This window comes from Microbispora rosea (assembly GCF_044460045.1).
Taxonomy (GTDB): Bacteria; Actinomycetota; Actinomycetes; order Streptosporangiales; family Streptosporangiaceae; genus Microbispora; species Microbispora rosea.
On sequence record NZ_JBITJO010000002.1, the window covers coordinates 794,231 to 816,908 of the forward strand.

At 73.3% G+C, this 22,678-nt stretch carries 21 protein-coding genes; 12 read left to right on the forward strand and 9 right to left on the reverse strand.

All coding sequences use genetic code 11. The features are described from left to right. The first annotated feature begins 324 nt into the window (after positions 1-324). From ACIBK1_RS10945 to ACIBK1_RS10955, 3 genes are all read left to right on the forward strand, one after another. The gene (locus tag ACIBK1_RS10945) at positions 325-993 is read left to right on the forward strand and encodes a response regulator transcription factor (protein WP_076434530.1); all 669 of its coding nucleotides are present in this window, start codon (positions 325-327) and stop codon (positions 991-993) included. Position 994: 1 nt separating this feature from the next. Beyond that, positions 995-2,320 (forward strand): sensor histidine kinase, encoded by a 1,326-nt coding sequence (locus tag ACIBK1_RS10950; RefSeq protein WP_396734055.1) that lies wholly within the window; start codon positions 995-997, stop codon positions 2,318-2,320. 211 nt (positions 2,321-2,531) lie between these two features. Further along, entirely contained in the window at positions 2,532-2,969 is a 438-nt protein-coding gene (locus tag ACIBK1_RS10955; protein ID WP_030505587.1) for an Hsp20/alpha crystallin family protein, read from the forward strand. 129 nt (positions 2,970-3,098) lie between these two features. Here ACIBK1_RS10955 and ACIBK1_RS10960 read toward each other — a convergent pair whose 3' ends face one another. Beyond that, complete coding sequence (locus tag ACIBK1_RS10960; protein WP_357317179.1) at positions 3,099-3,959, reverse strand: universal stress protein; 861 nt, start codon at positions 3,957-3,959, stop codon at positions 3,099-3,101. 158 nt (positions 3,960-4,117) lie between these two features. Between ACIBK1_RS10960 and ACIBK1_RS10965 the strand changes: the two genes are divergently transcribed. After that, positions 4,118-4,387 carry a DUF1876 domain-containing protein gene (locus ACIBK1_RS10965; protein WP_030505589.1) on the forward strand — a complete coding sequence of 90 codons (270 nt, stop codon included), beginning with the start codon at positions 4,118-4,120 and terminating at the stop codon, positions 4,385-4,387. 234 nt (positions 4,388-4,621) lie between these two features. Here ACIBK1_RS10965 and ACIBK1_RS10970 read toward each other — a convergent pair whose 3' ends face one another. The 3 genes from ACIBK1_RS10970 to ACIBK1_RS10980 form a co-directional block, all read right to left on the reverse strand. Continuing rightward, entirely contained in the window at positions 4,622-6,811 is a 2,190-nt protein-coding gene (locus tag ACIBK1_RS10970) for a S8 family serine peptidase (protein WP_387072064.1), read from the reverse strand. Between the two features lie 156 nt (positions 6,812-6,967). Next, a complete protein-coding gene (locus ACIBK1_RS10975) occupies positions 6,968-7,231 on the reverse strand; it encodes a hypothetical protein (protein WP_156080711.1) in 264 nt (87 codons plus the stop codon). Positions 7,232-7,274: 43 nt separating this feature from the next. Then, positions 7,275-7,925 carry a hypothetical protein gene (locus ACIBK1_RS10980; protein ID WP_357317184.1) on the reverse strand — a complete coding sequence of 217 codons (651 nt, stop codon included), beginning with the start codon at positions 7,923-7,925 and terminating at the stop codon, positions 7,275-7,277. Positions 7,926-8,110: 185 nt separating this feature from the next. On the opposite strand from ACIBK1_RS10980, the gene ACIBK1_RS10985 reads away from it, so the two are divergent. Genes ACIBK1_RS10985 through ACIBK1_RS10995 form a run of 3 tightly spaced genes read left to right on the forward strand, consistent with a single transcriptional unit; the run spans position 8,111 to position 9,973 of the window. Further along, positions 8,111-8,713: an ArsR/SmtB family transcription factor gene (locus ACIBK1_RS10985; RefSeq protein ID WP_030505593.1), complete on the forward strand. Its 603-nt coding sequence runs from the start codon at positions 8,111-8,113 to the stop codon at positions 8,711-8,713. A gap of 3 nt (positions 8,714-8,716) precedes the next feature. Beyond that, positions 8,717-9,472 carry an SRPBCC family protein gene (locus tag ACIBK1_RS10990; protein WP_030505594.1) on the forward strand — a complete coding sequence of 252 codons (756 nt, stop codon included), beginning with the start codon at positions 8,717-8,719 and terminating at the stop codon, positions 9,470-9,472. Positions 9,473-9,517: 45 nt separating this feature from the next. Continuing rightward, on the forward strand, positions 9,518-9,973 hold the full coding sequence (locus tag ACIBK1_RS10995; RefSeq protein ID WP_143734203.1) for an SRPBCC family protein: 456 nt from the start codon (positions 9,518-9,520) through the stop codon (positions 9,971-9,973). Positions 9,974-10,059: 86 nt separating this feature from the next. On the opposite strand, the gene ACIBK1_RS11000 is transcribed toward ACIBK1_RS10995, so the two are convergent. Next, complete coding sequence (locus ACIBK1_RS11000; protein WP_396734059.1) at positions 10,060-10,869, reverse strand: DUF429 domain-containing protein; 810 nt, start codon at positions 10,867-10,869, stop codon at positions 10,060-10,062. Positions 10,870-10,879: 10 nt separating this feature from the next. After that, complete coding sequence (locus ACIBK1_RS11005) at positions 10,880-12,256, reverse strand: FAD-binding oxidoreductase (protein ID WP_030505597.1); 1,377 nt, start codon at positions 12,254-12,256, stop codon at positions 10,880-10,882. A gap of 299 nt (positions 12,257-12,555) precedes the next feature. Between ACIBK1_RS11005 and ACIBK1_RS11010 the strand changes: the two genes are divergently transcribed. The 3 genes from ACIBK1_RS11010 to ACIBK1_RS11020 all read left to right on the forward strand — a co-directional run bounded on the left by ACIBK1_RS11010 (position 12,556) and on the right by ACIBK1_RS11020 (position 18,105). After that, complete coding sequence (locus ACIBK1_RS11010; protein WP_030505598.1) at positions 12,556-13,065, forward strand: hypothetical protein; 510 nt, start codon at positions 12,556-12,558, stop codon at positions 13,063-13,065. Further along, positions 13,065-16,832: an ATP-binding protein gene (locus tag ACIBK1_RS11015; RefSeq protein WP_081903203.1), complete on the forward strand. Its 3,768-nt coding sequence runs from the start codon at positions 13,065-13,067 to the stop codon at positions 16,830-16,832. Before ACIBK1_RS11010 ends, ACIBK1_RS11015 begins: the two co-directional genes overlap by 1 nt. Positions 16,833-16,947: 115 nt before the next feature. Beyond that, positions 16,948-18,105, forward strand: coding sequence for a cation diffusion facilitator family transporter (locus ACIBK1_RS11020; RefSeq protein WP_396734064.1), 1,158 nt, complete (start codon positions 16,948-16,950; stop codon positions 18,103-18,105). A gap of 49 nt (positions 18,106-18,154) precedes the next feature. Here ACIBK1_RS11020 and ACIBK1_RS11025 read toward each other — a convergent pair whose 3' ends face one another. Beyond that, on the reverse strand, positions 18,155-18,925 hold the full coding sequence (locus ACIBK1_RS11025) for a sporulation protein (protein WP_231513710.1): 771 nt from the start codon (positions 18,923-18,925) through the stop codon (positions 18,155-18,157). Positions 18,926-19,204: 279 nt separating this feature from the next. Here ACIBK1_RS11025 and ACIBK1_RS11030 point away from each other — a divergent pair, with 279 nt between their 5' ends. Both ACIBK1_RS11030 and ACIBK1_RS11035 read left to right on the forward strand, forming a co-directional pair. Continuing rightward, entirely contained in the window at positions 19,205-19,528 is a 324-nt protein-coding gene (locus ACIBK1_RS11030; RefSeq protein ID WP_030505602.1) for a YciI family protein, read from the forward strand. After that, positions 19,525-20,760 (forward strand): RNA polymerase sigma factor, encoded by a 1,236-nt coding sequence (locus ACIBK1_RS11035; RefSeq protein WP_030505603.1) that lies wholly within the window; start codon positions 19,525-19,527, stop codon positions 20,758-20,760. Before ACIBK1_RS11030 ends, ACIBK1_RS11035 begins: the two co-directional genes overlap by 4 nt. A gap of 11 nt (positions 20,761-20,771) precedes the next feature. On the opposite strand, the gene ACIBK1_RS11040 is transcribed toward ACIBK1_RS11035, so the two are convergent. After that, positions 20,772-21,815, reverse strand: a complete 1,044-nt coding sequence (locus ACIBK1_RS11040; protein WP_396734067.1) for a hypothetical protein — start codon at positions 21,813-21,815, stop codon at positions 20,772-20,774. Continuing rightward, a complete protein-coding gene (locus ACIBK1_RS11045) occupies positions 21,812-22,543 on the reverse strand; it encodes a TetR/AcrR family transcriptional regulator (protein ID WP_396734070.1) in 732 nt (243 codons plus the stop codon). Before ACIBK1_RS11045 ends, ACIBK1_RS11040 begins: the two co-directional genes overlap by 4 nt. Positions 22,544-22,678: the final 135 nt, after the last annotated feature.

Genomic DNA, 22,678 nt, shown 5'->3' on the forward strand with positions numbered 1-22,678 from the left:
CCGTCGCGGTCGACCTTGACGGTGGACTTGCCCTCCTCCGCGGTCGTCGGCCTCCCCTTCACGACGCAGGCGACCCCCGGCTTCGGGGCGCCGGTGGAGGTCGCGGACGCGGCCGTGGCGCCGCCGACGCCGAGGCCCACCGTCATGACGACCCCCGCGAGAATCATGCTCCTCTTCTTCACTCTCTGGTCACTCCCTAGATCGGCTGCCCATGATCGGTTGACGAAACGCTCAGCAGTTTGGGCCCCTACACCTGAAGCGACCCTGAAGAGGTAAAAGACGATCTTCATGTTTACCTTAGGTGCGTGCCTTCACCCTGTTGACGTGCGCCTACTTCTGGTGGAAGACGAACGCAGGCTGACCGAGCTGCTCAAAGACGGCCTGACCAAAGAGGGCTTCGCGGTCGATCTCGCCTACGACGGGCGCGAGGGCCTGTGGATGGCGACCGAGCATTCGTACGACGTGATCATGCTGGACGTGATGCTGCCGTTGCTGCACGGCTATGGGGTCTGCGCGAAGCTGCGGGAGGCCGGGAACTGGACGCCGATCCTCATGCTGACCGCGAAGGACGGAGAGTACGACGAGGCGGAGGCACTGGACACCGGCGCGGACGACTATCTGACCAAGCCGTTTTCGTACGTCGTACTGCTGGCGCGACTCAGGGCACTGGCCCGGCGCAAGGTGCGGGAGCGGCCGACGGTGCTGACCGTCGGAGATCTCCGGGTCGATCCGGCGGGGCTGCGGTGCAGTCGCGGGGACGTACAGATCGCGTTGACACCCAAGGAGTTCGCGATCCTGCACTGCCTGACGCGGCACACGGGCGAGGTGGTGACCAAGTCCGAGTTGCTCGCCCAGGCGTGGGACTTCGCGTACGACGGCGATTCGAACGTCGTCGAGGTCTACATCAGCGCGCTGCGCCGCAAGATCGACAAACCGTTCGGGCGGACGACGCTGAAAACCGTGCGGGGCGTGGGCTACCGGCTGGAGGGCTGACATGGGAGTACGCCTGCGCACGACGCTGACGGCCACCGCGGCGGTGGCGGCGGCGCTCTGCCTGGCCTCGATCGCGCTGTTCGCCGCGCTGGACTCGAGCCTGACGACCTCCACCAAGGAGTTGGCGGCGAACGACGCCAAGGCAAAGATGGAACACCTGAAGGCGGAGTCGGGGCCGGGTGAGCCGGTGGACGGAGACGGAGCGGTGCCGCCGGGTGGAAAGGGACCGGTGCCGCCTGGCGGGAAGGGACCGATGCCGGGCTCGGCTGCCACTGGCGAAGCCGACGGCCCCCCGTTATCCGGCGAGGCCGTGCTCGTGGTCAAACGGACGTTCGAGACCGAGGACGGCCCGGTCACCGTCCTCGGAAAGGCTTCCAAGGTACCCGCTCTGGCGGCGATGACCACGCTGAGGAACCTGCTGATCCCGGGGGTTCCGGCGCTCCTCGCAGTGGTCGCGCTGTTCACCTGGCTGGCGGTCGGCCGAGTGCTGCGGCCGGTCTCCGCGATCAGAGCGAAGGTCGCCGACATCACCGCGTACGGCCTGCACGAACGCGTACCGGAACCGGATACCCGAGACGAGATCGCGGCACTGGCCCGCACCGTCAACGCGACCCTCAACCGACTGCAGACCGCCGTCGACGCGCAGCGACAGTTCGTCGCCGACGCCGCACACGAACTCCGCAGCCCACTGGCGGTCCTGCGAACCCGGCTGGAGCTGGCCCGGCCCGCCGAGAAGCCGCTGGCGACTGCGGCACTGGACGATGTCGCACGCCTCCAGTCCCTTTCCGCCGACCTCCTCCTGCTGGCCCGGCTCGATGCCGGCGAACCCCTGTTGCGGGCCGAGGAACTGGACCTGGCCCAGGTCGTCGCCGAGGAGGCCGTCCGCAAGCGCCCTCGTCCGGACGTCCACGTGTATCTCGATCTCACCCCCGACCTGCTCGTCAACGGCTCCGCCGACCGACTCCGCCGCCTTGTCGCGAACCTCGTCGACAACGCGGTCCGTCACGCCTCCACGTCAGTCCACGTCACCCTCACGTCTCCGGGCGACCACGCCGTCCTCGACGTCGTGGACGACGGCCCCGGTATCCCCCCGGAACACCACACCAGCGTCTTCGACCGCTTCACCCGCCTGGACCACGCCCGCGCCCGGGACACGGGGGGCTCGGGGCTGGGGCTGCCGATCGCCCGGGATATCGCCCGGGCTCACGGAGGGACCCTCCAGGTGGTCCCGCACAGCCCGGGCGCGAGGCTGCGCGCGGTCTTCCCGTTGTCCCGGCGGTCTGTTGCCTACCTGCAGGGTGACCTTGCGGTGCGGGCCCGGCTGTAGGAGGCGCAGCCGCGTGAGGTGCACCTTCGGCGGGGGCAGGCTCACATGATCCACGATGGCGTCAGGACGGCGACAGCCCGGTATCAGAGCGGCCGGCGATGGTGGATATCGAAGGAACATCGCACAAGGTAGCGGCCCAGTCGTGGTGATTTGTCCGATTTCTTCCGGGTATTTCGTTAGTGATGAGTTCTGCCGGACGGAGGTGACAGGCATGAGCGCTCCGATGCGACGGGAGTCCAGAGGTCTCGTTCCCGACCTGTTCGACCTGCTGGAGGCGCCGATGGCCGCGCTCCGGCCGATGGCCGGACAGCAGATGCGGCTTGAGGACTACGTGAAGGACGGCCGGTACGTGCTGCGCGCCGAACTGCCCGGGATCGACCCGGACAAGGACGTGGAGATCAGCGTGTCGAACGGCATGCTGACCATTCACGCGGAACGCCGCCACGAGGAGCGGCAGGCGCACCGCACCGAGTTCCGGTACGGGGCCTTCACCCGGTCGGTCGTGCTGCCGCAGAACGTGGACGAGAACGACGTGAAGGCCACCTATGACAAGGGCATCCTCGAGGTGAGTGTGCGGCTCGCCGAAGAGCGGGAGGAGCGCAGGCGAATCCCCATCGAGAAGCCGGGAGGCGGGCAGCAGCAGAGCTGAGGCGGCCCACGCCGGGCCCGTCCGCGCCGCGCGGACGGGCCCGAGCTCGTTAGGCGTGAAGGAAGGCCTCGTTCTGCGCGGGCAGTCCCGGAACTCGTTCGGGCGCGGGCAGGCCGGAGCTCGTTCGGCTCAGGGCGCCGACGGCGACCGTACGACGGCGACGGGGCACTCGGCGTGGTGCAGCACCCCCCGGCTGACCGAGCCGAGCATCGCCGAGCCCACCGCGCCTCTGCCGTGGGACCCGACCACGAGCAGGCCGACCGCGCGCGACGCCTGGACGAGCGCGTCGACCGGATGCCCGTAGGCGAGCTCCTCGCGCACCGGCACCTCGGGATACCGCTTCCGCGGGTCCGCCAGCTTCTCCTGCGTGACGCGCTGGTGGGCCTCGCGCACCTCCTCCACGTCATAGGTGATCTCGGGCGCGAGCGGATGGGCGGGCAGATGCCAGGCGTGCACGGCCCGAAGCGTGTCGGCGTGTGCCCTGGCCTGCTCGAACGCGTAGGCCAGAGCGGGCTCGCATTCGGGCGAGTCGTCCACGCCCACCGCGATCTCCCCCCTCTCGCCGCTCCACCCGGGCCGTACGACGACGACCGGGCACGAGGCGTGCCCGGCGACGTTGGTGCTGACCGACCCGAGGACGATTCCGGCGAAGCCGCCCAGTCCCCTGCTGCCGAGCACGATCTCGACGGCCTCCTTGGCCTTGTCCCGCAGGACGCGGGAGGGAATGCCCTCGATGATCTCCGTACTGATCTTCACGTCCGGCTGCCGCTCGCGGGCCACGGCCTCCGCGGCGGACAGCGCCCGCTCGGCGTGCGCGGTGAGCGGGTCGCCGCCCGAGACGGGGAACTTCGGGATGCCGTAGGCCCAGTGGTCCACGACCGAGACGAAGCGCAGCGGGCAGCCGCGCCGGGCGGCGTCGTCCGCGGCCCACCGCACGGCGGCCGTCGCGGCGGGCGAACCGTCGGTGCCGACGATGATCGGGCCGGGCATGGACGCTCCTTCCTTCCTCACTGGCCTTTCCTGCCAGGAGCCCTCCTCCATGTGACCACCGCCGGCCACGGCCCTCCAGGGTCGTAGGTCCTCAGCCCGGGGCCGGTGTCGAGGCCCCCCGGCCGGGAGGGATGCTGGAGTCCTGGAGGTGGTCCGACATGGAATCGAAGCGCTGGACCGTCGAGATCTTCGTGAACGAGGACGACAACGACGACGTCACCACCGCGACCGCCGTGCTCTACACGCCCGCGGGGCAACGCCACGAAAGCGTCGGCCGAGCTCGCCGCAACCCGTCCGACAGGCCCGTGCCCGAGATCGGTGACGAGCTGGCGGCCGGACGGGCCCTCGCCGACCTGGGGGCGAAACTCATCGGGGACGGCGCGGAGGACGTGGCCCAGCTCGCCGGTCCCGCCTACGAGGCGTACTGAAACCGCGACCCGATCTCCGGCGGCGACACAGGCAGCGGCCCGCGCCGGCCGGAGACCGGAGCGCCCGGGACGGGACAGGTAGCGGAGAGCGCCGCGCGCCCGGGGGCTCCACCGGAGCCCCCGGGAGTCCACGCCGCGCTCGATGACCCCATGCGACGGTGTCCTCAGTCCACCGCGTCCTGAGTCCACAACGTCCTCTTTCAACGGCGTCCGCAGCCCACGGCGTCATCTGTCTCATTCCGTGGGGTCGGCCGGGTCCTCGCCGAGGAGCCCCGCGGCCCGCATCTCCTCCCTCAGCCAGGCCATGGCGGCCTGCTCGCCTCCGGACGGGCCGATCCCGCCCGCCGGCATGCCGTTCGCCGTACGGGGAGCCATCGGGGCGTCGTCCGCCGCGCCGCCGGGCGGCCGGCCCCCGCCGGGCCCGGTGGCGTACGGCCGGTCGGCGGCCGTCCCCCCTCGCTTGCCCCGTGTTCCCGTGCCGCCGGGCGCTCCGCCCTGGCCGGCCGGCGAGGCGCCGCCGGTCGACGTGGCGCGCCCGCGCCGCCCACCGGTGACGAGACCGCCGGGCACCGGCCCGTTGGCCGTCGCACCCGCGCCGTACGCCGCCTGCGGGGTCATGCCGGGCTGCGCCCCGGGGCCCGTCTTGCCGCCCCGGCCCGTATGCCCGGAGTCGCCGTCCGGGCCCCCGCCCGCCGGCACGAGCAGTCCCGCGCCGGTCATCTCGGCGGTGAGCTGCCCGAGCAGCGTGTCGGCCTCGACCGGCTCCGGCGTGATCTGCGCGAGGGCCGGCGCGAGAGCGCGCAGCGCGTTCGGCATCCCCGCACCGGTGCGGTGGAGGTCGCCGAGGTTCAGCGGGACGCAACTCGACCTGATGATGTGGAAGAGGTGATCGACCCGCCGTGCGTCCCGTCCGCTGAAAAGGCCCCGGAAGTCGCCGTGGTGGGCGAGCACCAGTGCCGCGAGGCCGGCGACGTGCGGCGCGGCCATGGAGGTGCCGTCCAGCGCGGCGTACCCGTCCGGAGGCACGGCCGACAGGACGGCCACGCCCGGGGCGCACACGTCGATCTCCGGACCATGGCAGGTGAAGCGCGGCGAGAAGAAGCCGTCGCCGGTCACCGGCCCGCGGATCTCCGCCTCGTGGGCGGTGCCGGGCGGGAACGCGTCGGACTTGCCGACGGCCGCGACGGTCAGCACGCCCGGCAGGATGCCGGGGAAGCCGACCGGTCCTCCGTCGTTGCCCGCGGCCACCACGCACGCCACCCCCGCCTCGCGCGCCTGCTCGATCTTCGCGGCGACGAGCGGCGAGTGGTGCCTGCTCGCCAGGCTCAGGTTGACGACGTCGATCCGCTGCTCGACGCAGTAGTCGAGCGCCTCGATCAGGTCGCTGAACCGCCCGCCCGGGAAGATCTTGCAGACGTGCACCTCGGCCTCGACGGCGAAGCCGACGACACCGCGGCCGTCGTCGGCGCCGGAGACGACGGCCGCGCAGTGGGAGCCGTGGTAGGCGGCGTCGACGGACCAGCCGTCCGGCTCGCCGCCGACCAGGTCGACGCCGGCGTGGACGCGGTCGCGCAGGTCGGGGTGCCGTATGTCGGCCCCGGAGTCGATGACGGCGATCCTGACCCCCGCGCCGCGCAGCGTGGGCGGCAGGCGGTCGAGGTTCATCGCCTGCTGACCCCAGCCGAAGACCTGCCTGCCGGGGAAACCGTTGAAGGTCTCCGACAGGCGCATCGGCTCGATCAGGTTGTCCCGGGTCGTGGACAGGGCGGGGCGGTCGATGTGGACGCTCCAGTAGCCGGAGCGCGGCCGGACCGTCACCCCGTTGATCGACTCCGGAGTCTCCCCGACCATCGTGACCACCGCGCGGCCGTCGGTCCCCGTGGACGTCTGGGCGGGCCAGCCGTGCCCCGTCACCAGGACGCTCGCGCCGGGCAGCGGTGTGCCGTCCGCGTCCCTGACCAGGAAGGCGAACGTGCTCTCCACGCCCGGCGGCACCACGGCCGGGGCGGACCGCCGCCTGCGCGGCGGCTGGGGCACGTCGCTGTAGGTGAGCAGCCGATCGCGCTCGAAGTAGAGCTGCGGATACTGCCGCCGCAGCGCCTCGACGTGCTCGGCGGTCATCTCCGCCACGACCACAGCGGGGAACCCGGGGGCCTGAGCCCCCGGGTTCCCCGCCGTTCCCCGCAGGCGGCGCAGCACGCGCACCTCGGGGTCGTCCTCCAGCAGCCTGCGCACCGTGTCGCCGTCGAGAGCCGGCACGGCTGCTCCCGGCACCGCCGGATGCGGCTGGGGCAGCGCGGCCACCATGTAGCGCCGTGGCCTGGGCTCCACCGGCTGCGGCGCCTGGCGGGACGCCTGCCGCCCCCGCGGTGACGCCGGGCGCGGCTCCTCGCTTCCGTCCTTGGGCTTGTCGTTACTGGTCACAAACGTCTCGACTCTCCCCAGCTCAGGCTGGTGTGGCCGGCCACGCCTCGTACGGCGCGGACGGCAGCTCAGGCTCTGTCATCACATTTCGCCGGTCTCGGGACGGCGGGGGCCCGGACCGGCCGCCGACCGGTCCGGGCCACCGAGGTGATCACGTCACAGCAGTGGAACCGTGGGCCGTCCGGGAGCGACGGCGCCGAGCGCGAACTGGATCTGCGCGAGGCACGCGTCGTACCGCCCGGCCCGGTACAGCTGTACCGCCTGCACCAGCAGCGGGATGATCCCCGCGACCTGGGGCGCCTGCGGGAGTGACGCCTGCAGCCAGCCGTACAGCCGCTGGAGCGTCGCGGCGCAGTGCGCCTGCAACGGCGCGACCTGTGCCGGATACCCCGTCGCGACTCCCACGGCAGGGGGCGTCACCGGACTCATCCCGGGACCCATCGACTCCACGGTGTTCCTCCGATCAGAGTGCGGCACCGGCCGGCACCGGGACCTGCTGAGCGGCCTGCTGGTGCATCTGGCCGTAACCCTGGCCGTAGCCCTGGCCATAGGCCTGGCCGTAGCCCTGGCCGTAGCCCTGGCCGTAAACCTGCGACAGCGGCTGCATGGTCAGCGGGACCTGCTGCCCGTACGCCGCCTGGATGTGCTGGGGCATGACGGGCTGCATGCCGAGCTGCAGGGCCTGCTGAGCGGGGTGCTGCGCGTACGCCTGGGTGGCGTACGGCTGGCCGTAAACCTGCGGGATCTGCTGGGCCTGGGCCTGGATGGCCTGAAGGGCCTGCAGAACCTGCGGCGGAAGCACCTGCTGCTGAACCTGCTGCTGGATCTGCTCGCGGACCTGGTGCTGGTAGAGCACACCCTCCAGCATCTGACGGGCAGCGGGAGCGCCGTAACGCACGCTGTACCGCGCGACCTTGGTCCAGAAGGTCACCGGGCTCACCAGGTGCTCCTGCGGGAGGATGTGCTCCTCCTGCTGGATCATCGCCAGAGGCGACAGCTGGTGCTGCGCCCCCAGGATCTGCTGACCGAGCTGCTGCAGGGGCGAGATCTGGTGCTGAGCGCCGTACCCCAGCGTGGTCGCCATGGTCGTGGGGTTCATAGCTGTGAACGTCATATTCACTCCTTCGGAGCCAGTAGGTCCGACCCATCGCCGATGTGATTACATCGCGTGACAGATCAGTCGCACAACGTTATAGGCGTAATGAGTAGATAAGGCCGATTTGGCACTCAGGCGCCGACGCCTCGCCGACATCTCTCTTTGCCTTGACAAATTAGTTTGTCGGAGGCCATCCTTGAGGCATGAAAGACGTGGCGGTGATCGAGGACCCGGCGGCGGCGGAGGCATCGCTGGATCCGATGCGGGCACGGTTGCTCGCCGAGCTTACGGAACCCAGCTCGGCGACCATGCTGGCGGCCAAGGTGGGGCTGCCGAGGCAGAAGGTGAACTACCATCTCAAGACGCTGGAGCGGCACGGCCTCGTGGAGCTGGTCGAGGAGCGCCGCAAGGGCAACGTCAACGAGCGGGTGATGCGGGCGACGGCGGCGTCGTTCGTGATCTCCCCCGCCGCGCTGGCGTCGGTCGCGCCCGACCCGTCGCGCGCCCCCGACCGGCTGTCGGCGCGGTGGCTGCTGGCGCTCGCCGCCCAGCTCGTACGCGACGTGGGCACGCTGATCATCGGGGCGTCCCAGGCACGCAAGAAGCTCGCGACGTTCGCCATCGACGGCCGGGTGCGCTTCGCCTCGGCCGCCGACCGCGCCGCGTTCGCCGAGGAGCTGTCGGCCGCCGTGGCCGCGCTCGTGAGCAAGTACCACGACGACTCGGCCGAAGGCGGGCGCGAGCACCGGCTGGTCGTCGCCGTCCATCCCGCCGTCCCCCGGACGGCCGACACCGAGGAGCGCTGAAGCGTGCCCCACGAGTTCGAGCTACGCAAGGAAATCGAGCTGGACGCGACCCCCGAGCAGGTCTGGGAGGCGATCGCCACCGGCCCGGGGGTGGACTCCTGGTTCATGGGACGCACCGAGATCCCGTCCGCCGAGGGCGGCCGCGGCCGGTTCACCATGTTCGGCAACAGTGAGAGCACCACCGTTACCGGGTACGAGCCCGGCAAGCGGTTCGCGTTCCGGAGCGACGAGAACCCCGACGGCACGTTCATGGCGATGGAGTACCTCGTCGAGGGACGCGATCACGGCAGCACGGTCCTGCGCCTGGTCCAGCACGGGTTCCTCGGCGACGACTGGGAGACCGAGTTCGAGGCGATGGGCGTCGGCTGGGACATGTACCTGCACAAGCTCGCCCAGTACCTCACCTACTTCCGCGGCCGCCCGGTCACGGTCGTGTCCGCCGCACGCCCCCAGGCGGCCGAGAGCGAGCCGGCCTGGGCGGCGATCAGGGACGCGCTTGGGCTGCCGGCCACGGTCCGGCAGGGCGACCCCGTACGGCTCGCGGTGGACGGGCTGCCGCCCGAGGAGGGGGTGGTCGACTACACCGGCTTCCCGGCCTTCCTCGGCCTGCGGACCGCCGACGGGCTCTACCGGTTCATCCACTCCGGCCCGAAGCGGGGGAACGTGGTCGTCCTCGGACACCACGTCTTCGCCGAGGACGCCGACCAGGAGCAGGTCGAGGCCGCCTGGCGGTCCTGGCTCTCCCGACTCTTCCCCTGACCTTCCCTGCGAGACCGCACGTCCGGATTCCTGACCACGAAGGGCATGACGATGACGAACACCCCCGACCTCGAATACACCATCACCCGCGTCCTGGACGCTCCCCGCGAGACCGTCTTCCAGGCGTGGACCGAGCCGGAGCGCTTCAGCCGGTGGTTCGGCCCGCGCGGCTTCACCACCCCGGTCTCGCTGATCACCATCGACCTGCGTCCCGGCGGGGAGTGGAGCGCGTGCCTCGTGTCGCCGGAGGGCGCGAAGGCCCCTCTCAGCGGGGTCTACCGGGAGATCACGGCCCCCGAGCGGCTGGTGTTCACGACCGGCGACCCGGACAACCAGGAGGGCGCCGTGGCCTCGGTCGCGACCGTCACGCTCACCGACCTCGGAGGCCGTACGGAGATGAGGTTCACGCAGGAGGGCTACAACACCGACGAGGCGCACGCCGAGGCCGCCAAGGCGGGCTGGCTCCAGTTCTTCGACCGGCTCGCCGAGCACCTCGCCTGAGCTCCCCCGGCCGTACGCCGCACCTCCCGGGGACGCGGCGTACGGCTCCATGTCCGGGGTTGTCTCACCGCCCCGGCCGGGCGTGGTCAGGCCCAGATGGCACAGGGGATGCCGTCGGAGAAGACCTCGGGAGGATCGGGCAGGGGCCGCGCCTCCCCGGATGCCACCCGCAGGGCCGTCCAGGCGGCGGCGCCCGCGTCGAGCACGTCGTCCACTCCCGCCGCCGCCCCGGCCGGGCCGAGGTCGCCCGCGAGCACGACGCCCGCCGCCGCCAGCAGTTCACGCCGCCGCTCGGCGCCCGCCCACGTCGTCTTCGGGTGTGGCAGGGGCGCCCCGGCGAGCCGGGCAAAGCTCAGCTCGGGGTGGATCTCCACGACGCGCCTGCCCGCCTCCCGCACCCAGCGCTCGACCTCCAGCAGCTTCTCCTTGAGCCCGAACGCCTGGCGGGAGACGCCCTCGCCGGTCAGCCGGCGGTTGACGGCCACGGCCGTGGCGTAGTCGTCCGCCTCGATCGCGGCGCGCACCGGGGTCATGAACACCGACCGCCACCGGGGGCCGAGCTCCTTGCGCGCCAGCACGTCGGCCCGGCGGCGGCCCCGGCCCCCAGGGCCTCCAGGGGACGCAGGGCCTCCAGGGGACGCAGGGCCTCCAGGGGGCGCAGGGCCGCCGGGGGGAGCATCGGGATGGACATCGCGGAGACCGTCGGGCAGGCCGATCGGCATGTCCACCGCCACGACGGCGACCTCGCCGTCCGCGTCCACCAGGGCGACCAGGTCCGCGACGCCGGGCGCGAAGTAGGCACGCGCCGCGCCCCCGTCCCGGGGGCAGGCGGGCGGGACCACCCCGATCCAGCCCGCCCTGCACGCGTCGACGCCGAGCACACGAGCATCCGTCACAGGACCATGCTCAGCCCTGGCGGGGGACGACGTGGCCGAAGCGGAACAGGTTCGCCGGGTCGTAGACCTCGCGCAGCTTCGCCAGCCGCCGCAGCGTCTCCTGCGGCCAGGCCCGGGAGATCTGCTCGGGAGCCAGGGCGCCGCCCTGGAAGTTGATCAGTGCGCCGCCGGTCGACCAGGGCGCGAGGGCCTCGATCACGGCCCGTACGGCCGCGGGGACGGCCGTGTCCATCAGCTCGGGCACCGGCGCGCCGATGGCCAGCAGCGTGAAGGCGCCGTCGCGCCCGCCCACGGCGTTGGGCTCCTTGGGCTGACGGGCGAGCGCGCCGCCGAGCTGACGCAGCTCGACCACGGCCAGCGGAACCTGCGCGGCCGGGCCGGCGACCGCGAGCAGCGCATCCACGGTCTCCGCGGTCAGCTCGCGCAGCAGCGCGCCCCGCTCCGCGACCGGCATGGGCCCGGTCGGGTCCTGGTGGATGGAGTCGATCGCGGCGTACGGCAGAGGCCCGACGGCGTCGAGCACCGGCTCGGCCACGGCCCGCATGGGGGCCAGCAGCGCCTCGGCCTCCTGCCCCTCCCCCACGTGGGCGACCCGCAGGTGGACGACGAACCTGCCGCTGAGCTGCGGCGGAAGCTCGGGCAGCGGAGGCAGGCGCAGCAGCGCGACCGACGTGGTGGTGGTCTCCGGCAGCGTGCCGGCCCAGCCGCGGTAGGCGTGCAGGACCCGCCCGGCGTCCTCGGCGGCGAAGAACAGGCCGCCGCCGTACACGCCGGTGAGCGGCAGCAGGTCCAGGGTGATCGAGGTGACGACGCCGAACCCGGCCTTGCCGCCGCGCAGCGCCCAGAACAGGTCGGGCTCGCGGACCGCGTCGGCGGTGCGCGCCACGCCGTCCCCGGTGACGACGGTGAGCTCCCGCACGTGGTCGGCCGCGAACCCGAAGGTCCGCGAGATCGGCCCGATGCCGCCGCCGAGCGTGAAGCCGACCACGCCGACGCCGGTCGCCGAGCCGCACAGTGGAGCCAGGCCGTACGGCGCGGCGGCGGCGATGACCTCTCCCCACGTGCAGCCGGCCTCGATCGTGGCGGTGCGGGCGGCGGGGTCCACCACGACCTCCCGCATCGCGCGGGTGCTGATCAGGACCGCGCCGTCGGCAGCCTGCACGGCGCCGTGGCCGGTCGACTGCACGGCCACGGGCAGCCCGTGCGCGGCGGCGAGCCGTACGGCCGCGGCCACGTCGCCTGCGTCCCGCGCCGCGACGATCACAGCGGGCCGGTGGCGCACGGCGAGGTTGAACCCGGCGGCCTCCTCCTCGAACCCGTCCTGTCCCGGCGCCAGGACCCGGCCGGCGACCTGTCCCCGCAGTGCGTCTTCGATGGTGCTGTGCATGTCCGTCCTTCGGATGTCGTCTGCTGTGACGGTGACAGTTGTCGCAGCCGGGTCTTGGTGTTTTCTTGCGCCTGCCGGGCCGGGGTGCGGCAGGACGTCGCGAAGGGATCCTAGAGACGCACTAGGAATGTCCAAGACGGCCCCCGCACGCTGGGGCGATGTCGTCGCCGTCGAAGAAGCGCCCGCCGCGGTACGCCGCGTCGCCGGAAACGTCGCCAGGCACGTCTCCGGAAACGTCACCGGAAACGTCACCGGGCACGTCACCGGGCACGTCACCGGGAACACTGCTGCTGCGCGAGGTGCCGGCGCACCCGGGCGCGCCGGGAGCCGGCATCATCGGCCCGGCGCTGGAACACGTCCTGCGCGAGGTCCCGGCCGCCCGGTGCCGTCTCTACGTGCTGACCGACCTCGCCCGGCCGGCCGGCGCCGCCCCGCTCGCCGCCGCGCTGCTGGAGACCGCGTCGCCCCGGCAGGTCCCGCAGTGGGCCTTGCTGCACGTGCTCGCCGTGGCCGAGCCGTGCCACGGCCGGGGGCTGGGCCAGGGGTTGGGCCAGGGGTTGGGTCGAGGGTTGGGCCGAGGGTTGGGCCGCCGCCTGCTCGACGACCTGCTGATGGAGCTGCGCGCGGACGGCGTGCGGGCCGTGTGGTTCCTCCCCGGTCCCCGGGACGACGGCCTGCGCTCCCTGCTGGGGAACGCCGGTTTCAGGGCCGCGACGAACCGTGGTTTCTCCCGTGAGAACGAGCGGACATACGGGTATGATGAGCCAGAAATCCGGCCCTGGGCCACCTGGCTCTTTCGGGAGTTGTGATGCGCATGAGCATCGACGGCGCGCGATTACCGGCGCCGCCCCCGGGCTTGGACGGCCGCCGGGGCTCCGCTCTGGACTTCCGCCTCCTCGGCACGCTGGAGGTCGCCGACGGCGCGGGGACGATCCTCGATCTCGGGCCCCGCAAGCAGCGGGCCGTGCTGGCGCTGCTGTTGCTGAACGCGCCCCATGTCGTGCCGCTCGACCAGCTCATCGACCGGCTGTGGCGGGATGAGCCGCCCTCCAGCGCCACGGGAACGCTCCAGGCGTACATCTCGCACCTGCGCAGGACGCTCGAACCCCGGCGCAGCCCCCGCTCCCCGGCCCGGGTGCTGCGTACGCGGGAGCCCGGCTACCTGCTGGACATCGAGCCGGACCAGGTCGACGCCGAGCGGTTCGGCCGGGCGGCCGAGGCCGCGCGCGCCGCGCTGGCCGCGGGCCGTCCCGAGGAGGCCGAGCGGATCCTGGGCCCGGCGCTGGCGCTGTGGCGGGGCGAGCCGCTGGCCGACCTGGCCGACGAGCCGTTCGCCCGGTCCACCATCGCCCGTCTGAGCGAAACCCGCCTGCACGCGCTGACCGTACGCGCCGAGGCATGGCTCGCGCTGGGACGGGCGGCCGATGTGACGGTCGAGGTCGAGCGCCTGCTCGAACTGGACCCCTACCGCGAGGGCCTGTGGGCGCTGCTCATGCGGGCCCTCTACCGGGAGCGCAGGCAGGCCGAGGCGCTGGCCGCCTACCAGCGTTGCCGCACGCTGCTCGGCGACGAGCTGGGCCTCGACCCGAGCCCCGAACTGCGGCGGCTTGAGCAGGCCATCCTCCTCCAGAACGAGTCCCTGGCGGGCGTGTGGGCCCCCATGGCCGCCGTGCCGCCGGAGACGGCCGCGGGCGCACGGGAAGTCACCGGGCAAGGCGGCGGGATAGGCGGCCGGGAAGGCACGGGCGCAGGCGCCGGGGTAGGCGCCGGGGGCGGCGCAGCCGGCGGGAGCACCGGGGACAGGAACGCCGGGGACAGGAACGCCGGGGACAGGAGCACCGGGGACAGGAGCGCCGGGGACGCGGCCGCTCCGGGACTGGTGGGGCGCGAGCCCCACCTGCGCCGGATCGCCGGGCGGCTCGACGACCTGCGCCGGGGCGTGGGCGGGGTGTTCCTGGTGAGCGGGGAGTCCGGCGTCGGCAAGACCCGTCTCGCGGAGGCCGCCGCCGGTATGGCGGCCGAGCGCGGGGTCGGGGTGGCCTGGAGCCGGTGCGTCGAAGGCAGCGGCGCCCCCGCGTTCTGGCCCTGGATTCAGACGCTCAACGCCCTGGGCGCCGGCCGGGCTCCGCAGACGTCCCGAGGCCCGGCGGCGGCCCATGCCCCGGTAGCGTCCCATGGCCCGGAAACGGCGCATGCCCCGGACACGTCCCGAGCTTCGTCAGCGGATGGCGCCCCGGGGACCGGCGAGTCCGGAGAGTCCGGGGAGGCGGGCGGCGACCTCGCCCGGCTCGCCCACCGCCTCTCCGACGGCGACCGTACGGACACGGCCGACCCCGACACCGCCCGGTTCCTGCTGCACGACAGCGTGGCGCGGGCCCTGACGCGGCGGGCCTCGGACGCCCCCGTGCTGGTCGTGGTGGAGGACCTGCACTGGGCCGACGCCGCCTCGCTGAAGCTGCTCACCTTCCTCGGCGCCGACCTGCACCGCGTTCCGCTCCTGGTGCTGGCCACCGTACGGCCCGAGCCCGCGGTGGACAGGCAGGCCCTGACCGAGGCGCTCGGCGAGCTGACCCGCCAGCGCGGCACCGAACGGATGAGCGTCGCTCCGCTCACTCCCGAGCAGATCGCCGACTACCTGCGCGAGACGGGCTGGGCCGGCCCCGGGCCCGAACTCGCCTCCGCGCTGCACGACAGGACCGGCGGCAACCCGTTCTTCCTGGGCGAGCTGCTGCGCCTGCTGACCAGCACCCATCCGGACGGCGGGGTGGGCGTGGCGGACGTGCTCGCGCTGGCGGTGCCCGACGGCGTGCGCGACGTGATCGGTCAGCGGGTGTCGCGGCTGCCCGAGGACTCCCAGACCCTGCTGCGGGCGGCCGCGGTGATCGGCAGGGACGTGGACGCCGACGTGCTGGAGACCGCGACCGGAGTCGGCGGAGCCCGGGTGATGATGCTGCTCGAACCGGCCGTCGCGACCGGACTGCTGGTCGAGGTGGACGGCGGCTGGGACTACCGCTTCTCCCACGCGCTGGTGCAGGAGGCGCTGTACTCCGGGCTCAGCCGCAGACAGCGGGCCCAGCTCCACGGCCGGGTGGGCGAGGCCATCGAGACCCTGCGGTGGGGTGAGGCCGGGTCGCGCCTGCCCACCCTGGCCCACCACTTCGGGCTGGCCGCCCGGGTCGGCTACGCGGACAAGGCCGTCTCGTACGCCGTGGAGGCGGCGGGCCAGGCGACGGCCCGGCTCGCCTACGACGAGGCCGTGCTGCACTGGGAGCAGGCCCTCGACGCCTGCGGCCCGGGTCCCGCCGCCACCCGGTGTGGCCTGCTGATCGGCCTGGGCAAGGCCCGGCGGGTGACCGGTGACGTGGAGGGGGCCCGGAGCGCGCTGGACGAGGCCGTGACGCTCGCGACCGGCATCGGCGACGACGCGGCCGTCATCGAGGCGGCCACCGTCTTCGGCGGCGTCACCCTGTGGAACTGGCGCTCGTACGGGGTGGTGGACCAGCGCATGGTGAGCGTGCTGGAGGACCAGCTCGCCCGGCTCGCCCCGGACGCCGTGCGCACCCGCGCGGAGCTGCTCGGCACGCTCGGCGTCGAGCTGTACTACGGCGACCGGCGCGAGGAGGGCCGCCGTCACGCCCTGGAGGCCGTGGAACTGGCCCGGCGCACCGGCGACCCCCTGTTGCTGGCGCGCACGCTGAACAACTTCGTCATCGCGGCCTGGACACCCGAGCACGAGGAGGAGCGCTACCGGGCGGCCGAGGAGATGCTGGGCCTGCCCGGCCTGCCCAGGGCCACCGAGATCGTCGCCCGCCTGCACCGCATGCCCAAGTTCCTGAAGGCGGGCATGCTCGCCGACTACGACGCGGAACTGGCCCGCTGCCTGCGGCTCACCGCCGAGGTGCGGATGCCGGAGATCGAGACGCAGGTCGCGTACGCCGCGGCCGGGCGGGCGATGCTGGCCGGTGACTGGGCGGAGATGGACCGGCAGGCGGTCATCGGCACCGGCAGCTACCGCCGCACCAGTCTGTGGGGGACGGACGTCCTCAAGCTGATCTACGCGTTCTTCGCCGACTGGTGCCAGGGACGGCCCAGCCCACTGCTGACGGACCTGGTCGAGGCCGCGGCCGACGAGTCCGATCTGATCGTGCGGCCCACGGCGGTCCTGGCCGCGCTGGGTGCGGGCGACCGCGAGCTGGCCCATCGCCTGATCGACCGCTGGGGCGCGGTGCGGCCACGGGACTGGACGTGGCAGTTCGTCGCCTGGCAGTGGGCCCTGGTCGCCGCGGAGCTCGGCCGGCCCGACCCGCACGAGCTGCTCGGCGAGCTGCGGCCGATCGCCGGCGAGCTCATGACCATGGGCACGGGCTGCCTGTCGTGGGGAACGCTCCACCACGTGGTCGCCCGGCTCCTGCACCGGGTCGGCGATGTTCCGGCCGCCCTGACGCACGCGGAGGCCGGACGGGACGCCCACCGGCGGCTCGGCCTGCCCCACCTCGTGACCCGCAGCGAGGCGCTCCTGCGCGAGATCCGCGTGGCCGTGGGGGACGCCGGCCGCACCGGCGACGCGCCGGCCTGACCCGGGGACGCCGCAAGGAAGTTCCGCGGGCTCGACAGTGCGGGGCGTTCGCAACTGCGCCGCACCCGCTCTTGTCGAGATGCTGCGACGGACTTTCCACGGCATCGTGAGTGTCATGAGCCAGCGACCGGCCACCCCCGGGCATGAGCACGGCCACGGCCACGGCCATGAGCACGGGCATGAGCACGAGCACGGCCATGGGCATGGGCATGGGCACGGGCACGGCGACCGGCACGGGCATGGGCGAGGTGTGGCGGCGCTTCGCGCGCGGGTGGCGCACCTGCTGCGCCCTCACTCGCACGAGCACGCCGACAGGATCGATCCGGTGATGGAGTCGTCCGCCCGGGGGATGCGAGCGCTGTGGGTGTCGCTGGCCGTTCTCGGCGCGACCACGCTGGTCCAGGCGGCCGTGGTGGCCCTGTCGGGGTCGGTGGCGCTGCTGGGCGACACCCTGCACAACGCGGCCGACGCCCTGACCGCCGTGCCGCTCGGGATCGCGTTCCTGCTCGGCCGCCGTCCGCCCAACCGCCGCTACACCTACGGCTACGGACGGGCCGAGGACCTGGCCGGTGTCGTCATCGTCGTGACGATCGCCGCCTCCTCCATCGCCGCGGCGTACGCCGCGATCGGGCGGCTCCTGGAGCCGCGAGAGGTCTCCCACCTGGGGGCCGTCGCGGCGGCGGCGCTCGTGGGCTTCGCCGGGAACGAGCTGGTCGCCCGCCACCGCATCCGGGTCGGACGTGAGATCGGCTCGGCCGCCCTCGTCGCCGACGGGCTGCACGCCCGCACCGACGGCTTCACCTCACTGGCCGTGCTCGCCGGAGCCGGAGGGGCGGCCCTCGGCTGGACCTGGGCCGACCCCGCCGTCGGCCTGCTCATCACGGTCGCGATCCTGATGGTGCTGCGGCAGGCGGCGCGGGAGGTGTATCGGCGGCTGATGGACGCCGTCGACCCCGTTCTGGTGGACCGCGCCGAGGCGACCCTGCGAGGCACGCCCGGCGTGCTCGGCCTGGGCCAGGTGCGGCTGCGCTGGATCGGCCACCGGCTCAGGGCCGAGTGCGAGGTCGTCGTCGACTCGGCCGCCACGGTGGTGGAGGCCCATCGGGTCGCGGCCGAGGCCGAGCACAACCTGATCCACGCCATCCCCCGGCTGACGGCCGCCATCGTGCACGCCGATCCGCTGCCTCGCGACGGCGTGGACCACCACGCCGTCCTCGACGGCCACCGGCACGACCAACGCCCGGCCGACATCGTCCGGCATCGCGCCGGCTGACCGGAGCACGAGACGCCCGGCGTCCGGGGGCCCCTTTTCCTGACCGGGGTCAGAACCAGCCGCGGTGCCGGGCCATGGCGGCGAGGCCGTCGCGCAGCGCCTGCTCCACCCGGCCGGGGTGGTCGCCGTACCCGACGCGGAACCGGTTGTAGACGTCGCGGCTGGAGGTGAGGAAACCACCCCTCTTGTCGGCCTCCAGGATCACGTCCATCGAGTGCGGTCCGGCGATGAAGGTCAGCTCCAGCTCGCTGAAGTGGCGACGCCATTCCGGCCCGGCGTGATACTCGATCTCCTGGTAGAACGGCATGGTCGAGCCCCGGAGGGTGCCGCGCTCCAGGTCGGCCCGCTTGAAGTGGAAGCCCATGTGGACGAGCGCCCCGAGCAGGTGGTCCTGCGCGGGCAGCGGGTTGACGTGCAGCGGGTCGAGGTCGCCCTTGTCGAGCGCGCCCGCGAGCGCCAGCTCGGTGGCCACGCCGAGCCGCATGCCGGGCAGCGGGCGCCCGCCGACCGCGCTGACCGGCGTCTCCCACGGCACCGGGATCGCGAACGGCAGCGCGCGGGCCTCCCCCGCCCGCAGGTCGAACGGCCCGGACACCGGCGCCCGCAGGAAGCTGTAGGTCGCGTGGTGTTCCTGGTCGCCGTGCTCGACCTCCACGACGGCGGTGAAGTCGACGGTGATCCCGTCCACCTTGTGGTCGGACGACCCGCCCCTGAAGCGGACCTCGCCGTACAGGGTCTCCCCCGGACGCACATTCGGGTCGCGCAGCACCGTGTCGACCTCCACGCCGGCCCCGAGCGCGGCCATCAGCTTGCGGAACACCGGTCACTCCCTCGGTCGCGGATCGTTCACCGCTGCCAACGACCCGTCCCCGCCGCCCGGTTCCCCGTACGCCGTCACGAGGCGAGCCGGCGCGGGAGGTGGAAGGGGCGGGAGGTGGAAGGGGCGGGTCCGGTCGATGCCGCTCTCCCTCCGACGATCGGCAGGAACAGATCATGGTGGAGAACGCCCACGACATCGCGCGAATCCCTTGGAAGCGTCCATCACGGCCGTCGCCGTTCGTCGTAGGGACATGATGGGATTCCAGCCCGAGGAGGACGCATGAAGTACGTGCTGCTGATCTGCGGCGACGAGTCGGCGGCGGAGCACGCCGACGAAGGGTGCGGCGGGTGGTCGGAGAAGATGGCGGAGCGCGGCGTGCTCCGGGGAGGGGCCGGGCTGCGCCCGCCGAGCGACGCCACCACGCTGCGGGTCCGCGAGGGCGAGGTGCTGCTGTCGGACGGGCCGTTCGCCGAGACCAAGGAGCAACTCGGCGGGTTCTGCCTGATCGAGTGCCCCGACCTGGACGACGCCATCGAGATCGCCGCCGCCCACCCCGCCGCGGCGTACGGCACGATCGAGATCCGTCCGCTCATCGACCTGTGACACCGCCGGTCGAGGCCGCCGTCGACCGGGCCTTCCGGGAGGAGTGGGGGCAGGTCGTGGCCACCCTCATCCGCTGGACGGGCGACTGGGACCTGGCAGAGGAGTGCGCGCAGGACGCCTTCGCCCTGGCCCTGCGAACCTGGCGGCGCGACGGCGTGCCGCGCCGGCCCGGGGCGTGGCTGACCACGGCCGCGCGCAACCGGGCCGTGGACCTGCTGCGCCGGGAGGCCACCGGCGCCGCCAAACTGCGGGAGGTGGCGGGCGTGCTCAGGATTGAGGACGACGCCGGCGGCGACGAGCCGGACGTGCCGGACGACCGGTTGCGGCTGATCTTCACGTGCTGCCATCCGGCGCTCGCGCTGGAGGCCAGGGTGGCGCTGACCCTGCGCACCCTCGCCGGGCTCGGCACGACCGAGATCGCGCGGGCGTTCCTGGTCGGGGAGCAGGCGATGGCCAAGCGGCTGGCCCGGGCCAAGCAGAAGATCAGGCATGCGGGCATCCCCTACCGGGTGCCGCCCGCCCACCTGCTGCCCGAGCGCCTCCCGGCGGTGCTCGCCGTGCTGTATCTGCTGTTCAACGAGGGCTACTCGGCGACGGCCGGCGCCGACCTCGTGCGGCACGACCTCGCGGACGAGGCGATCCGGCTGGCCCGGGTGCTGGTGCGGCTGATGCCGGACGAGCCGGAGGCGGCGGGCCTGCTCGCGCTGATGCTGCTGCACCACGCGCGCCGCGCCGCCCGCCTCGACGAGGCCGGCGACCTGGTGGTGCTGGAGGACCAGGAGCGCGGCCGGTGGGACGCCGGGCAGATCGCCGAGGGCGTGGCCCTGCTGGACGGCACGCTGCGGCGGGGACGGCCCGGCCCTTACCAGGTGCAGGCCGCCATCGCCGCCTGCCACGCCACCGCGGCCCGCCCCGAGGACACCGACTGGGCGCAGATCGCCGTGCTGTACGCGCGGCTCTCCCGGCTGGTCCCCTCGCCCGTCGTGGAGCTGAACCGCGCGGTGGCGGTCGGCATGGCGTACGGCCCCGCCGCGGGCCTGGCGCTGGTCGACGCCCTGCGGGAGACGGGCGCCCTGGCCGGCTACCATCTGCTGCCCGCCGCCCGCGCCGACCTGCTGCGCCGCCTGGGCCGTACGGCGGAGGCCGCCGACGCCTACCGGGAGGCGGCCGGCCTGGCCGCCACCGACGCCGAGCGCCGCTACCTCGCCCGCCGCCTCGCCGCCCTCGGCTGACGGAGCCGACGTCAGGTTCGATAGCAGTCCGCCAGGGCCGTGAACGCGGCCTTCGGTTCCCAGGGCATGCCGGGGTAGGCCGTGCCCGGACGGCGCTCCAGCACCTTCACCACGCCGCAACTCGCCATGTCGAGGTCCTCACGGGGGTCGTCCCGGTGGGGCAGGTCGTATCGGGCGAAGGTGTACCAGAAGGCGGCGTCCACTCCCTCCTCGTCGAGGATCCCCAGCACCTCACGCAGGTAGGCCGCCTGCTCGTGCTCGTCGCGGACGTGGTCGCCGATCAGGCCGGCCGCAGCGCCGTCCTCACCCCACTTGACGATCGAGTCGCCGCGCTCGCCCAGGTCGGCCGCGCCGCGGTGGGTGACGCACCCGAACTCGGTGATCGCCACCGGCTTGCCCTGTGCCTTCCCTCGGGCGACGAAGGCGCGGATGTTGTCCCGATAGTGGGCCGCGGTGACCGCCGACCGATAACCGGCGTCGGTGGCGATGACGTCGAAGGGCGTCCAGTCCACCTGTTCGAAGGGGATCGAGCAGTAGCCGATCCGGCCGCCGAACCGCTCGCGGGCGACCGCGACCGCCTCACGGAGGAAGGCGTTGACGCGGCCGGGCAGCAGGGGGAGCACCTCGCGCAGGGCCTCCGGCCGGGCCAGCAGGGGCATCCGGTCCCCGAATGTGGCGCCGGGCAGGAACCCGTCGGTGAACAGGCTCACCTCCGAGCCGGTGGCCAGCACGACCTCCGCGCCCTCGCGGCGCAGCCGCTCGGCGTGCTCGGCACAGTCGGCGATCACCGCGAGCAGCTCGGCGGTGGTGATGTCGCAGGTGAACGGGCACAACCACACGTCCAGGCCGGCCTCGGCGGCGCGGGTGGCCGCGGCCTTGAGCCGTCCGGGGTCGCCGCCCGTGATCCGTACGGCGGTGCAGTGCAGGTCCTCGCGGATGACGCGCATCTCCCGTTCGACCACGTCGAGGTCGAAGGGCTCCCGGGTGCTGCGCCCGGCGGCGCGGGCGGCCGCGTCCGCGAAGCCGGTGTCGAAGTTGATGCCCTTGCCGTTCATTTCCCGCTGTTCCTTTCCTGACGTTCAGAGATCCCGCGAGGCACCGGCGGCGCCGGCGGCACAGAGGGTGCGGGCGGCACGGGTGGCTCCGGGGGCTCGGGTGGCATCGGCGGCTCCGGCGGCTCGGGCGGCTGGGCGGAGAAGACGCAGGACAGGGCGCGGCGCAGGACGGCGGCGAACGACTCGGTGTTCCCCGGTTCGAGCCAGTGCCGTCCCGCCACTCGGACGGCGCCGGTGACCGCGGCGGCCATGACGGCGGGGTACACGTCGCGGGCGAGGTCGGTGCCGGTGCGCGCCGCGATCGCCTCGGCGAGCGGCCCCTCCGCCATGCTGAACGCCTTGAGCGCCTCACCCTCCAGCTCGGGCGTCATCATGATCATTAGCAGGCCCGCCTTGTCGGGCTCGGGGTCGGCGTAGAGCCCGATCACGGCCGCGGTGACTGCCTGGTCCAGCGGCTCGCCGGCGGGCCGCGACCGCAGCGCCCGCCCGGCGCGCCTGGACTGGTCGGCCTGGAAGGCGCAGATCGCCTCCTCCCTGCTGGAGAAGTAGTTGTTGTAGGTGCGGGGCGACACGCCCGCCGCCGTGGCGATGTCGTGGACCCGGACGAGGGCGAGCCCGTGGGGACCCCGCTCGATGGCCAGGCGCAGCGCGGCCCGGCCGATCGCCTCCCGGGTGGCCTGCTTGTTGCGCGCCCGAAGGTCCCTGTCGTCATCGTCGTCGTCGTTCACGCGGCGACCCTACGGGATATTGCGTGGCACGCACAAGATGCGCGTCACGCAATCCGAGTGCGGGTGCGGAGGGTGTCCATCCGGCGCGGGCCCGTTCGTCGGTGGGGCGTACGGACGGACACGACCGGAAGGGCG